The 12,400-nt window shown below is 66.3% G+C and carries 13 protein-coding genes; 5 read left to right on the top strand and 8 right to left on the bottom strand.

The genetic code is table 11. From position 1 onward, the window contains the following. Positions 1–173 precede the first annotated feature (173 nt). The 3 genes from RIU96_RS06095 to RIU96_RS06085 are packed head-to-tail and all read left to right on the top strand — an operon-like array spanning position 174 to position 2,970. Complete coding sequence (locus RIU96_RS06095) at positions 174–1,370, top strand: NAD-dependent epimerase/dehydratase family protein (protein WP_136649966.1); 1,197 nt, start codon at positions 174–176, stop codon at positions 1,368–1,370. After that, a complete protein-coding gene (locus RIU96_RS06090; protein WP_144317216.1) occupies positions 1,371–2,507 on the top strand; it encodes a glycosyltransferase family 4 protein in 1,137 nt (378 codons plus the stop codon). A 49-nt stretch (positions 2,508–2,556) separates the two neighbouring features. Then, positions 2,557–2,970 carry a DoxX family protein gene (locus tag RIU96_RS06085; RefSeq protein WP_144317217.1) on the top strand — a complete coding sequence of 138 codons (414 nt, stop codon included), beginning with the start codon at positions 2,557–2,559 and terminating at the stop codon, positions 2,968–2,970. Here the strand turns inward: RIU96_RS06085 and RIU96_RS06080 are convergent. Continuing rightward, positions 2,967–4,433 carry a glyceraldehyde-3-phosphate dehydrogenase gene (locus RIU96_RS06080; protein WP_144317218.1) on the bottom strand — a complete coding sequence of 489 codons (1,467 nt, stop codon included), beginning with the start codon at positions 4,431–4,433 and terminating at the stop codon, positions 2,967–2,969. The two genes, RIU96_RS06085 and RIU96_RS06080, sit on opposite strands and share 4 nt — an antisense overlap. A 122-nt stretch (positions 4,434–4,555) precedes the next feature. Beyond that, on the bottom strand, positions 4,556–5,554 hold the full coding sequence (locus RIU96_RS06075) for a 3-hydroxyisobutyryl-CoA hydrolase (RefSeq protein ID WP_144317219.1): 999 nt from the start codon (positions 5,552–5,554) through the stop codon (positions 4,556–4,558). Positions 5,555–5,582: 28 nt separating this feature from the next. Between RIU96_RS06075 and RIU96_RS06070 the strand changes: the two genes are divergently transcribed. Both RIU96_RS06070 and RIU96_RS06065 read left to right on the top strand, forming a co-directional pair. Beyond that, entirely contained in the window at positions 5,583–6,389 is an 807-nt protein-coding gene (locus tag RIU96_RS06070; RefSeq protein WP_136649962.1) for a Cof-type HAD-IIB family hydrolase, read from the top strand. After that, on the top strand, positions 6,386–6,952 hold the full coding sequence (locus tag RIU96_RS06065; RefSeq protein ID WP_246062705.1) for a DNA-3-methyladenine glycosylase: 567 nt from the start codon (positions 6,386–6,388) through the stop codon (positions 6,950–6,952). The genes RIU96_RS06070 and RIU96_RS06065 overlap by 4 nt, the downstream gene beginning before the upstream one ends. Here the strand turns inward: RIU96_RS06065 and ppk2 are convergent. The 6 genes from ppk2 to rsmA are packed head-to-tail and all read right to left on the bottom strand — an operon-like array spanning position 6,949 to position 12,398. Further along, on the bottom strand, positions 6,949–7,812 hold the full coding sequence (gene ppk2 / locus RIU96_RS06060) for a polyphosphate kinase 2 (RefSeq protein ID WP_144823141.1): 864 nt from the start codon (positions 7,810–7,812) through the stop codon (positions 6,949–6,951). The two genes, RIU96_RS06065 and ppk2, sit on opposite strands and share 4 nt — an antisense overlap. Continuing rightward, on the bottom strand, positions 7,784–8,107 hold the full coding sequence (locus RIU96_RS06055; protein ID WP_136649959.1) for a putative quinol monooxygenase: 324 nt from the start codon (positions 8,105–8,107) through the stop codon (positions 7,784–7,786). The genes ppk2 and RIU96_RS06055 overlap by 29 nt, the downstream gene beginning before the upstream one ends. Before the next feature lie 10 nt (positions 8,108–8,117). Then, on the bottom strand, positions 8,118–9,926 hold the full coding sequence (locus tag RIU96_RS06050; RefSeq protein ID WP_144317222.1) for an ABC-F family ATP-binding cassette domain-containing protein: 1,809 nt from the start codon (positions 9,924–9,926) through the stop codon (positions 8,118–8,120). Between the two features lie 26 nt (positions 9,927–9,952). After that, the gene (locus RIU96_RS06045; RefSeq protein ID WP_136649957.1) at positions 9,953–10,522 is read right to left on the bottom strand and encodes an exonuclease domain-containing protein; all 570 of its coding nucleotides are present in this window, start codon (positions 10,520–10,522) and stop codon (positions 9,953–9,955) included. Positions 10,523–10,572: 50 nt separating this feature from the next. After that, positions 10,573–11,547 (bottom strand): 4-(cytidine 5'-diphospho)-2-C-methyl-D-erythritol kinase, encoded by a 975-nt coding sequence (locus tag RIU96_RS06040; protein WP_144317223.1) that lies wholly within the window; start codon positions 11,545–11,547, stop codon positions 10,573–10,575. Continuing rightward, positions 11,544–12,398, bottom strand: coding sequence for a 16S rRNA (adenine(1518)-N(6)/adenine(1519)-N(6))-dimethyltransferase RsmA (rsmA, locus tag RIU96_RS06035; RefSeq protein ID WP_136649955.1), 855 nt, complete (start codon positions 12,396–12,398; stop codon positions 11,544–11,546). The genes RIU96_RS06040 and rsmA overlap by 4 nt, the downstream gene beginning before the upstream one ends. Positions 12,399–12,400: the final 2 nt, after the last annotated feature.

Below are 12,400 nucleotides of genomic sequence, written 5' to 3'. Positions count from 1 at the left end.
CATACTCACATGATGCGACTATTGCGTTAGATTTTTCGTCCGAAAAATGTCACCTGACGTTCACCTGCTTCCACTCAGCAACGCTTAAGAATCACAGGTAACGTGAACGAGAAGCCCGCGCCCCGTGCCGGGCAGTTTAATGCTTAATGCGTGAAGTAGAAAGGTTGCCAAAAGTGAAGATTGCGATTCTGGGCGGAGACGGATTCTGTGGCTGGCCCGCGTCCCTCCACCTCTCTGACCTCGGTCACGACGTGATCATCGTGGACAACCTCTCACGGCGCCGCATCGATGAGGAGCTCGGCGCAGAGTCTTTGACCCCCATTGCGTCTATCGACGAGCGCCTTGCTGCGTGGAAGGAGGTATCCGGCAAGGAGATCGGCTTCCGCAACATCGACGTCGCCCAGGACTACGAGGGTCTGTTCGACTTCATCCAGGAGTTCAAGCCGGACGCCGTAGTGCACTTCGCCGAGCAGCGCGCCGCGCCGTACTCGATGAAGAACCCGCGCACGAAGCGCTACACCATTGACAACAACGTCAATGCCACGCACAACCTGCTCGTAGCCATCGTCAAATCCGGCCTGGACATCCACGTTGTCCACCTCGGCACGATGGGTGTCTACGGCTACGGCACCGCCGGGATGAAGATCCCGGAGGGCTACCTCGACATCAAGGTCGATACCGACGAGGGCACCACCGTTGAACAGCAGATTCTCTACCCCACCAACCCGGGGTCGGTCTACCACCTGACCAAGGTGCTGGACCAGAACCTGTTCGCGTACTTTGCCAAGAACGACGAGCTGCGCATCACCGACCTGCACCAGGGCATCATCTGGGGCACCCACACCCCGCAGACCGAGCGCGACGAGCGACTAATTAACCGATTCGACTACGACGGCGACTACGGCACCGTGCTCAACCGCTTCCTCATGCAGGCGGCGATTGGCTACCCGCTGACCGTTCACGGCACGGGCGGGCAGACCCGCGCCTTCATCCACATCCGCGACATGGCCAAGTGCATCGAGATCGCCCTGGAGAACCCGCCGGCGCGCGGCGAGCGGGTGTTGATCCTGAACCAGATGACGGAAACCCACCGCGTTCGCGAGCTCGCGGAGCTGGTTTCGCGCCTGTCCGGCACCGAGTTCGCGCTGGTGCCCAACCCGCGCAAGGAGGCCGACGAGAACGAGCTGCACGTCACGAACGACACCTTCCTCGACCTCGGCCTGAAGCCGACAAAGCTGGAGGAGGGCCTGCTGCAGGAGGTCGAGGACGTGGCCAAGCACTACGCGCACCGCGTGGACCGCACGAAGATCCCGGCGCGCTCGCTGTGGACCCGCAACCAGTCTGAGGGCGTCCCCAGCGGCGAGAAGTAGATGCGCATCGCCCTGTTCACGGAGGTTTTCCTCCCCAAGATCGACGGCATTGTCACCCGCGTGACCCGCACGCTCGATCAGCTGGCAGAGCTTGGCCACGAGGTGCTCATTTTCGCCCCCGGCAAGGCGCCCGCCAGCTACGCCGGTTTCGAGGTCGTGCGCATGCCCTCGGTCCCCTTTTGGCCGATCTACCCGGAGATTCAGGTCGGTCTGCCGACCCCGGGGGTGTTCCGCCGCCTCAAGGAGTTCAACCCGGACGTGGTCCACGTGGTCAACCCGATGTGGCTGGCCGGGGCGGCGGCGCTCGTCGCCGAGCGGATGGGGCTGCCGATCCTGGGGTCCTTTCACACCGACGTGCCCGAGTACACGGTTCGCCTCGGCGCGGGGTGGCTGGCCGGGCCGTCGAAGTGGGGCATCCGCCAGTTTCACGGCAGGGCGCAGGTCAACCTGGTCACCTCCGCGCCAATGCTGGACAAGGCCGCCGAGTACCGCATTGGCAACGTCGACGTCTGGCCGAAGGCAGTGGACACGCAGAGCTTCAGCCCGGACAAGCGCACCCGAGAGATGCGCTCGCGGCTTAGCGACGGCCACCCCGACGCCCCCCTTGTCACCTACATCGGCCGGATTTCTGCCGAGAAGTCGACCGAGCGCACGCTCGGCATCATGGAGGCGGTGCGCAAGTCGGTCCCCGACGCCCGCCTCGCGCTGATCGGCGCCGGGCCGCAGCTCGACCAGCTGCGCCGCACGATGGACCGCGACTGGGTTACCTTCACGGGCTACCTCTCCGGCGACGAGTTGCACAAGGCGTACGCTTCGGGCGACGCGCTGATCTTCCCCTCGACGACGGAGACGCTGGGGTTCGCGGCGCTTGAGGCCTTCGCTTCGGGCGTGCCGGTTGTCGGCGCTCACGCGGGCGGTCTGCCCTACGTCATCGACGACGGCGTCACCGGGTTCCTGGTTGATCCTGGGGAGCCGGATGAGCGCTGGGCCCGCCCTATCATCGAGCTGTTGACGCGGCCTGAACTGCGAGAGTACATGTCGGGCGCGGCGCGCGAGGAGGCGCTGAAGTGGTCGTGGCGCACGGCGACGGAGCGCCTGGTGGAGTTCTATGAGGAAGCGCGGGCGTCGAAAAGTTAGCAGCGCTTGAGTTTTGCGTCTCGGCGCGGGCTATGTTGTTATTGCCGACATGACAACATTTAGAGATATTTACTTGCTCGTGGCCCGCATTCTGCTCGGTGTCGTCCTCATCGCCCACGGCTGGCAGAAGTTCAACGAATGGACCCTACCCGGCACCGCCGAGGCGTTCGCCGGCATGGGCGTGCCGCTGCCTGAGGTCACCAGCGCGATCGCCGCGATCGTCGAACTTGTCGGCGGCCTGCTCATCATCGCCGGCGCGTTTACGCCCATCGTGGGCGTGATCGTGGCCCTGCAGATGCTCGGTGCCTACTTCTTCGCTCACATGGGCAACGGCGTGTTCGTGGACAACGGCGGCTTCGAGCTCGTCGGCGTCATCGCCGCCGCATCCCTGGCGCTTGCCGGCGCCGGCGCGGGCCGTTTCAGCGCGGATCAGCTAATCGACACCCGCCGCGCGACGCGCTAGCGAATTTCGCTCGGCTCTTTGCGCGCCGGGAAGATCTCCGGGCGCACGCCCGCGATGTCCTCGACGATGCGAACCACCTGGTTGGAGTAACCGTACTCGTTGTCGTACCAGACGTAGAGCACCAGGTGGTTGCCGGAGGCGATCGTCGCCAGGCCGTCGACCACACCGGCGTGCGTGGAGCCGAGCAGGTCCGTCGAGACGATGTCCGGGGAGTTGATGTAATCAATCTGCTGGCGCAGGCTGGAATCGGTGGACACGCGACGCAGGAACTCGTTGACCTCGTCCTTTTCCACCTCTTTTTCCAGCTCGAGGTTGAGCACGGCCATGGACACGTCCGGCGTGGGCACGCGGATTGCGTTGCCGGTCAGCTTGCCCTCCAGCTCGGGCAGCGCCTTGGACACGGCCTTGGCGGCGCCGGTTTCGGTGAGCACCATGTTGAGCGCTGCGGCGCGGCCGCGGCGCGGGCCCTTGTGGTAGTTATCAGCCAGGTTCTGGTCGTTGGTGTAGGCGTGGACCGTCTCCACGTGACCGTGGCGCACGCCGTAGCGGTCGTTGATCACCTTCAGCACCGGGGTGATGCCGTTGGTCGTGCAGGATGCGGCCGAGATGATGTTGTCCGACTCATCGTTGGTGATGTCGGAGTGGTTGACGCCGTAGACAATGTTGCGCACATCGCCCTTGCCCGGGGCGGTGAGCAGGGCCTTCTGCACGCCCTTGGACTGAAGGTGCTGGGACAGCCCCGCGCGGTCGCGCCAGCGACCGGTGTTGTCGACCACGATGGCGTCGTTAATGCCGTAGGCGGTGTAGTCGATCGAGGAGGGGTCGTCCGAGTAGATCATCTGGATGGCGGTGCCGTTCGCCCAGATGATTTCCTTTTCGTGGTCGACGGTGATGGTGCCGTTGAAGGGGCCGTGGATGGAATCGCGGCGCAGCAGCGAGGCGCGCTTGACAATGTCGTCGTCGCCCTTCTTGCGTACCACCACCGCGCGCAGGCGCACGCCGCCGTAGGTCGCCTCGCGGGCGACCAGGATGCGCGCGAGCAGGCGGCCGATGCGGCCGAAGCCGTAGAGCACCACGTCGCGCGGCTCGGTCTGCTTCTCGCCCCCGATCGCGCCGGCGAGCTCCTGCTCGAGGAAGGAACGCAGGTCCTGGCCCTCGCTGCGCGAGTAGTTCTTCGCCAGGCGGCCCAGGTCGATGGAGCTGGTGCCCAGGTCGAGCTGGACCAGCTCCTTGAGGATCGGCAGGGTCTCATCCAGCGGAAGCTCGCGCTCGACGACGCGACGTGCGTAGCGGTGCGCCTTGATGATGTCGACGTCAGTGACGCCGACGAGGAGGCGACCATAGATCGACGTCACCGCGTTGTTCTCGCGGTGCAGCTGGCTGATCAGCGGCAGCATCTCCTGTGCGAGCGTTAGCTTGTGGTTCCAGTCGTTCTGGGTCTCGGTCGATGAAGTCGCAGTCACGGCACGCTTCCTTTTGTGTTACTCGGGTACGGGTTTTGCCAATTTATGTGCGCAAACGGGGGTGCGCATACGCCCCCATCCTAGCGATTCGGACATTTGAAGACCGGCTTTACCCCTGTTTGTTACCCCACATGGCGCAGCGCGTTGCGGTAGAGCTCGGGTTCGCGTGGTTCGGCGAAGTCCGCGTCGTTGGTTTTGTCGAGCAGCACCGCGCGCACGCCCTCAGCGAAATCGGGCTCGCGGCACATCACGGCGGCCAAGGCACGCTCGTTCTCGAGCGACTGCGCGAGGTCGAGCGATGAGTTCGCCGCCATCAGCTCGGACGCGGCAACCAGCGCGCTCGGCGACGCCTGCGCGGTGAGTTTCTCCACGAGCTGCGCGAGCTCTGGCGGGGCCGAATCCAACCGCTGCGAAATCTCCGGCCACGAGCCGACGAACACGCCCTCCACTGCGTCGAACCAACGCGCCAGCTCGGAATCGCCCGCTGGAAGGGAAACCTCGTCGAGCACGCCCAGGCCCTCGGCCGCGATGCGCTCGACGAGACCGTCGAGGCTGGCCACCTTGTGCGTCGCCAAGCCGGTGGCGAGCATGTCGTCGGCGCTGAGCCTGTATCCGGTCAGGGCGAGGAAGGTGCCGAGCGCGGCGGAGGGGCGCTTCGGCAGGTTCTGCAGCCTGTGGCTCATGCCGACATCGGTGATAAAGCCGATATTCATCTCCGGCATCGAGGCGAAGGCGTCCTCCGTGACCACCAGGTGCGAACCGTGGGCGGACACGCCCAGCCCGCCGCCCATGATCACGCCGTTGACGAGCGCGATGTAGGGCTTGGGGTAGTTGGCAATGGCGAGGTTCATCTCGTACTCGTCGGCGAAGTAGGAATCGACCTCCTCCGCGCGGCCTTCGACGACACCTTCGCGCGCGGCGCGGACGTCGCCGCCGGCGCAGAAGTGCTTGCCGGAGGAATGGATGATGACTTGCTCAATGGAGGCGTCGTCACGCCACTGATCGAGCGCGGCGGCGATCAGGCCGACCATCTCGTGGTTCAGTGAGTTCAGGGCTTTGGGTCGGTCGAGGGTGATAACTCCGGTATGGTGCAACACGGAAGTTTTTACAGGCTGGTTCATGCAATCCAGTGATACATGAAAGTTGGTCATGACAGCACCCCGTATCGTCGCGCTGGACATGGATGGCACGCTCGTCGACTCCTCCGGCACCATTCCCGAGGCGTTTTGGGGGTTGCTGGACCGCGCCCTCGACGCCGGAATCGTCATCGCCCCCGCCTCGGGCCGCCAGCTGGCCACGCTGCAGCACATGTTCTCGCGCAACGAGCCCGACACCTTCATCGCGGAAAACGGAGCAGTGGTGTGGCACAAGGGCGAGATCGTCTCCGTCAGCCCGCTCGCGCCTGGGGCCGTGCACCGCCTCGCCGCCGCTCTCGACACCGCCCCGTTTCGTGCCCATGCGGTGCTGTGCAAGCCCGAGATCTCCTACACCGCGGCTAATACCCCACCCGCAATCCAGGCAGAGGTGGACAAGTACTACCTGGCCAATGTTTGCGCCAGCTCGCTTCTCGACGCCCTGTCCAACGACCCGGACGACACCGTCAAGGTCGCCCTCTACGTCGAAACTGACGCCGAGCGCGACGCACTGCCGTGGCTGGGCGAGGTCGTCCCCGAGCTCAACGCGACCGTGAGTTCGCACCACTGGATTGACCTGATGGCGCCGGGGGTGAACAAGGGTGTGGCGCTGCGCGCGCTCGCCGAAACCCTCGGTGTCGCCCTTGCGGATGCCGCCGCGATCGGCGACTATCTCAACGACTACGCCATGCTCGAGGAAGCGGGCTGGGCCGTGGCGATGGGCAACGCGCACCCGGATCTGAAAGCCATCGCCGACGAAGTCGTCGGCACCAACGACGAGCACGGGGCGCTCGATCGCATCGAGCGGTGGATCACGTCGTGAGCGGGATCGATTTCCACCAAAGCGCCGACCTTGTCGCGCCGCAGCTTCTCGGCTGCATCATCGAACTCAATGGGGTGGCCATCCGGCTGACCGAGGTCGAGGCCTACCTCGGCACCGAGGACCCGGCGGCGCACACCTACCGCGGGAAGACGACGCGCAACGCGGCGATGTTCGGCCCGCCCGGCAGGCTCTACGTCTACTTCTCCTACGGCATCCACTTCAACGGCAACATCGTGTGCGCCCCCGAGGGAACCGGGCACGGCTGCCTCATGCGCGGCGGGGAGGTCATCTCCGGCCGCGACACGGCGCTCGGGCGCCGGCAGCGCCCCGACCGCAAACCCATCCCGGATGAGAACCTCGCCCGCGGGCCGGGCAACCTGGGCCAAGCACTCGGGCTGACGCTAGACGACAACGGCACCCCAGTTATCCTGCGACCACGCGAGGCGGAGCCGGAGTGGGTCGCGGGGCCGCGCATCGGGATCACCAAAAATGCCGATGCTCCGCTGCGCTTTTACATCCCGGGCGACAAGACGGTCTCCAGCCCGCGGGGAAGGCGTCGTTAAGCTTTCTTGCCCTTCTTTTTCTCCTCGAGCGCGGCTGCGGCGTCGGGAACGTAGCGGAACTCCCCGCGCGGCGGGCGCGTATAGTTCGACGACTCCGGCCGCTGCGGGATCTCCGGCAGGTCCATCGTCAGGTGCTCGTAGGGGATGGTTGACAGAAGGTGCGAGATGACGTTGATGCGCGAGCGCTTCTTGTCGTCCGATTCCACCGTGTACCACGGCGCCGACGGGATGTCCGTGTGCACGAACATCTCGTCTTTTGCCCGCGAGTAGTCCTCCCACCTGTTGATAGACTCCAGATCCATCGGCGAGAGCTTCCAGCGTCGCAGCGGGTCCTCCCGGCGCGACTCGAAACGGGCGTACTGCTCCTCGTCGGAAACGGAGAACCAGTACTTGCGCAGCATGATCCCGTCCTCGACGAGCAGACGCTCGAAAATCGGCGCCTGGTGCAGGAAGCGGCGGTACTCCTGCGAGGTGCAGAACCCCATGACCCGCTCGACGCCGGCGCGGTTGTACCAGGAGCGGTCGAAGATCACGATCTCGCCGGCCGCGGGCAGGCGCTCGACGTAGCGCTGGAAGTACCACTGGGTGCGCTCGCGCTCCGTCGGCTTGGGAAGCGCCTCAATCCGGCAGGTGCGCGGGTTGAGGTACTGGGTGATGCGCTTGATCGCCGAACCCTTGCCCGCCGCGTCGCGGCCCTCCATGACAATGACCAGACGCTCGCCGGTGGTGACCACCCAGTGCTGCATCGCCACGAGCTCCGCCTGGAGGCGCAACAGTTCCTTCTCGTAAGCCTTTCTCGACAGCTTTGGAGGCTTGTTCTGATTGTCGTTCTTAGCCAACTTTGAACTCCGCCATCTCATCCCACTCGGTCTTGCCCTCGATCAGCGTGTTGATGATCTGCGGGGTGCGCTTCAGAATCGTCGGGAAGAGCTCTTGTGCCGCCTTGAAGTGTGGCGAATTCACGTGCGCCTCGGCGGCGTCATCTTTGAAACCCTCGACGAGGATGTACTCGGACGGGTCCTCTTCGCTGCGGTACCAGTCGAAGAACAGGCAGCCCTCCTCCGCGCGGGTGGCATCCGTGAACGGGGCGACGAGCTCGCGGAAATTCTCCACGTGCTCGTCCAAGGGGTGGAATATGACGTTGATCAGGATCATGGCACCTAGGTTACTCGTTGCCGGACTCTAGCTTCTCCCCCAACTCAAGCCACTCCATCTCGTGCGCCTCGCGCTCCTCGCGCGCGTCGTCCAACTCCTTGGTCACCTGCCCGATCTGCTCGAAATCGGGCGCGTCCGCACTGGAGAGCTCGGCGATGCGTGCCTCCAGCGCACCGACGCGCTCATCGGCCTTGGCGATCTTGCGCTCAAGCGCGTTCATCTGTTTGCGCAGCTCGCGCTCTTCCTGCGAGGACATTGAGCGCTGCTTGACGACGCCGCCCTTGCCGCCACCCAAGTCAAGTGGGCCGCTGCTGCCCTCCTCGTGCTGGCGGCGCTGCAGGTACTGCTCAATCCCGCCCGGCAGGTTGGTCAACTCGCCGTCGCCGAACAGCGCGTAGGTGCTATCGGCGATGCGCTCGATGAGGTAGCGATCGTGGGAGATCACGACCAGGGTCCCGGCCCAGCCGTCGAGCAGGTCCTCGAGCTCCTGGAGCGTGTCGATGTCGAGGTCGTTGGTGGGCTCGTCGAGAAGCAGCACGTTGGGCTCGCTCATCAGCACGCGGGTGAGCTGCAGGCGGCGGCGCTCGCCGCCGGAGAGGTCGCCGACCGGGGTGCGCTGGCGCTTCGGGCTGAACCCGAGCCGCTCGGCGAGCTGAGAGGCGGAGATGTCCTTGCCGCCGAGCTGGATGTAGGTGGCAACGTCCTCTACGGCGTCGATGACGCGGCGCGTGGGGTCGAGGTCGTCGAGCTCCTGGCGCAACCAGCCGATGCGGGTGGTCTGCCCCTCGACGCGTTTGCCGGCGGCCAGCGGGTACTCGCCGGCGAGCACGCGCAGCAGCGTGGTCTTGCCGGAGCCGTTGACGCCGACGAGGCCGATGCGCTCGCCCGGCGCGAGGCGCCACGTCAGGTCGTCCGCCAGCACGCGTCCGTCCGGCGCCTCGATGCGCGCGTCGTGCAGCTCGATGACCACCTTGCCCTGGCGCGCCTTCGAAAACGCCATGAGCTCCACAGTGTCGCGCGGGGCGGGCACGTTGGCGATCAGCGCCTCGGCCGCTTCGATACGGTAGCGCGGCTTCGACGTGCGCGCCGGGGCGCCGCGGCGCAGCCACGCGAGCTCCTTGCGCGCGAGGTTGGCGCGGCGCTGCTCGACCGCGTCGGCCTGGCGGGCCCGCTCGGCGCGCGCGAAGGTCCAGTCGTTGTACCCGCCGGCGTAGACGTCGACGGTGCCGTCGTGGACTTCCCACGTGAGCGTGGCCACCGTGTCCAGGAACCAGCGGTCGTGCGTCACCACCACGACCGCGATTTTGCGGGCCAGCAGATGCTCGGCGAGCCACTGCACGCCCTCGACGTCAAGGTGGTTGGTCGGCTCGTCGAGCACGACAAGGTCGAGGTCTTGGACTAGGGCGGCGGCGAGGTTCACGCGCCGGCGCTCCCCGCCCGAGAGCTGCCCCACCGGGGTGTCCAGCCCGAGCTCCACCACCCCGGTGCCTTGCAGCACCTCGCGCACCTTCGCGTTCGAGGCCCACTGGTAGGTGGCGACACCGAGCGGTTCGACAACGGCCTCACCGATGGTGAGGTTCTCGTCTAGGTCGAAGCGCTGGGTCACCACGGCCATGCGCAGGTCCGAGTTGTGGGAGACGCGTCCGGCGTCGGGCGCCTCGATTCCGGTGAGGACCTCGAGCAGGGTGGTTTTGCCTCCGCCGTTGACGCCGACGATGCCGATGCGGTCGCCGGTTTGCACGCCGAGCGACACGCCGTCCAGCAGGGTCTTTAGCCCCCAGGACTTGGAGACGTTTTCGAGGTTGATCAGGTTCGCCATAGGCTGACCAGTCTAGACCACCCCCGCTAGCTCAACGCCGAGTGCAGGTACGAGCTGCGGCGGAGCTTGCCGACGATGTGCGCGCAGGCCAACGCGTCGGAATCCGCGGTGTGGTGGACCAGGTCGAAAGTCGGGGCGCAGTAGGCGGCAACCGTCGGCAGCCGGTAGTCGCGCAGCCCCGGGATCAGCCGGCGCGCGGTGCGGCACGTGCAGTAGAACTGCGCAGGGAACGTGCCGGTGAAGTAGTAGGCGTCGAGCGCGCGCCACACCGCGGCGTCGAACGGGGCGTTGTGGGCCCACACGGGCAGCTCGCCGACAAGTGCATGGACGTCGTCGGCAATGTCGTACCAGGTGGGGGCCTGCTCCACGTCGCCGCGCTCGATGCCGTGGATGTAGGTGAAGTCGAAGCGGATGTACTCCTCCGGCGGGCGCAGGTAGGTTACCAGCTGGTCAACCACCCTGTCGCCCGCGACCTTGACCAGCGCGACCTGGCAGGCAGACGCGGGGCTGAGCCGGTTGGCGGTCTCGAAATCGACGGTGACGAACTCAGGCGCGTGAAGCGCCTCGCGCGTCGGGATGTAAACGGCTGGTCTCATGAGCACTCACGCTATCGCCCAGCCCAGACAGACTCCGTGAGGTTTTCGCACTAGTATTCTAGAACTTCACGCGCGCCCGTCGTCGGGCCAGCCGCGCACACTATCTCGTAGCCGTCGAAGGCGGCTTCGATGCGGTCGCGGGCATCCAGCGCATCTTCTTCGTCTTCGCACAGCAGCGCCACGGTCGGCCCGGAGCCGGAGACGATCGCCCGCAGCCCGCAGTCGGCCGCGAAGTCAAGCAGCGCCCGAAGCTGCGGGCGCATCGCCACGGCAACCGGCTGCAGGTCGTTGTGCAGCGCGCGGGCGACCAGCCGGGGCTCCCCGGTAAGCAGGCACCGGGACAGCGTGGTGGTGTTGAGGTGCGGAACGACCGAGGCGTCGTTGTGGCGCAGGTCGTCGAGACGCGAAAACGCCTCCCCCGTCGGCAGCGGCACGCTGGGGTTGATAAACACCCACCAGTACAACCCGCGCGACATCATCTCCACCACCTCGTCACCCCGGCCCGCGCCCAGCGCGGTGCCACCCATCAGGCAAAACGGCACGTCGGCACCCAGCGACTTGGCAAGATCCACGATGGTGTCGCGGCTCAGCGTGGTACCGCCGTAGTGCCCCACGAACGCGTTCGCGGCGAGCAGCGCGGCCGCCGCGTCGGCGGAGCCGCCTGCCATGCCGCCAGCGACGAAGACGTTCTTCTCCACCTCAATGCTCACCCGTGGCAGCGACACCGCGCCGTCGATGCGGCGGTAGGCGTCCACCACCGCGTCGACCGCGCGCCACGCGAGGTTGGCCGGCGTGTCTATGTCTTCTGCCGGCCGCTTCACGCCAAACGACGTCGTCATGCCCGTGACCACGGAGCCCTGCGTCACCCGTGGAGCTCGCGTGTCGACGCTCAACCTCACCGTCTCCCACAGATCAACGGATTGGAACACCGTCACCAGATCGTGATAGCCATCGGCGCGCGCCTCCCCCACCCCGAGGTGGAGGTTCACCTTCGCGGGCGCGGTGGCAACGAAATGGAGGATCACTGCGCGCCCCCGGCCCGGGCGAGGCGGATGAAGTCGTCGACCGAGAGCTTCTCGCCGCGCAACCCGGGGTCGATGCCGGCGTCGACAAGCGCCTGCTCGGCCGCCGCGGGCGAGCCGTACACGCCCGCCAGCGTCGAACGCAGGGTCTTGCGTCGCTGGGCGAACGCGGCGTCGACAAGCGGGAACACGGATGAGCGCAAGTTGCGATCGGTGTCCGGGTCAACGTCGATACGCACCAGCCCGGACTCGATGTTCGGCGCTGGCCAGAACACGTTTTTGCCGATCGTCCCGGCGCGGCTGACGCGCCCGTAGAAGGCGGCCTTGACGCTGGGCACGCCGTAGATCTTCGAGCCCGGCTCGGCGGCGAGGCGGTCCGCGACTTCTTTTTGCACCATGACCAGTACCCGGCGAATCGTCGGGAACTCCTCGAGCAGGTGCAGCAGCACGGGCACGGAGACGTTGTACGGCAGGTTGGCCACTAGCGCCGTCGGAGCGCGCGAGATGTCCGCCCGGCGCACGCGCAGCGCGTCCGCGCAAACGACCTCGAGGCGCTCGGCGAAGCTTTCAGCGCGCTGTTCGACGGTACGCGCCAGGCGGCCCGCGAGGCGCGGGTCGATCTCCAGCGCGATGACGTGGGCGACGGAATCGATCAGCCCGAGGGTAAGCGAGCCCAGCCCGGGGCCGACCTCGACGACGACGTCGTCGGCGCTCAGCTCCGCGGCCGCGACGATGCGGCGAACCGTGTTCGGGTCGTGCACGAAGTTCTGGCCGAGCTTCTTCGTCGGGGTCACCCCGAGCTCGCTGGCCAGCTCGCGGACCTCAACGGGTCCGAGGAGGTGGGACTCAACCACCG

Source organism: Corynebacterium sp. Z-1 (genome assembly GCF_031844665.1).
Classification (GTDB): domain Bacteria; phylum Actinomycetota; class Actinomycetes; order Mycobacteriales; family Mycobacteriaceae; genus Corynebacterium; species Corynebacterium sanguinis.
The sequence above is the reverse complement of the archived record's forward strand: the minus strand, read 5'-3'. Positions and strand labels throughout refer to the sequence as shown.

Excerpts from the sequence above, each read along its gene's own strand:
- RIU96_RS06075 (WP_144317219.1), bottom strand. The coding sequence starts at position 5,554 with ATGAACCAGCCTGTAAAAACTTCCGTGTTGCACCATACCGGAGTTATC.
- RIU96_RS06090 (WP_144317216.1), top strand. The coding sequence starts at position 1,371 with ATGCGCATCGCCCTGTTCACGGAGGTTTTCCTCCCCAAGATCGACGGC.
- RIU96_RS06045 (WP_136649957.1), bottom strand. The coding sequence starts at position 10,522 with ATGAGACCAGCCGTTTACATCCCGACGCGCGAGGCGCTTCACGCGCCT.
- RIU96_RS06070 (WP_136649962.1), top strand. The coding sequence starts at position 5,583 with ATGACAGCACCCCGTATCGTCGCGCTGGACATGGATGGCACGCTCGTC.
- RIU96_RS06085 (WP_144317217.1), top strand. The coding sequence starts at position 2,557 with ATGACAACATTTAGAGATATTTACTTGCTCGTGGCCCGCATTCTGCTC.
- RIU96_RS06050 (WP_144317222.1), bottom strand. The coding sequence starts at position 9,926 with ATGGCGAACCTGATCAACCTCGAAAACGTCTCCAAGTCCTGGGGGCTA.
- ppk2 (WP_144823141.1), bottom strand. The coding sequence starts at position 7,812 with ATGAGATGGCGGAGTTCAAAGTTGGCTAAGAACGACAATCAGAACAAG.
- RIU96_RS06055 (WP_136649959.1), bottom strand. The coding sequence starts at position 8,107 with ATGATCCTGATCAACGTCATATTCCACCCCTTGGACGAGCACGTGGAG.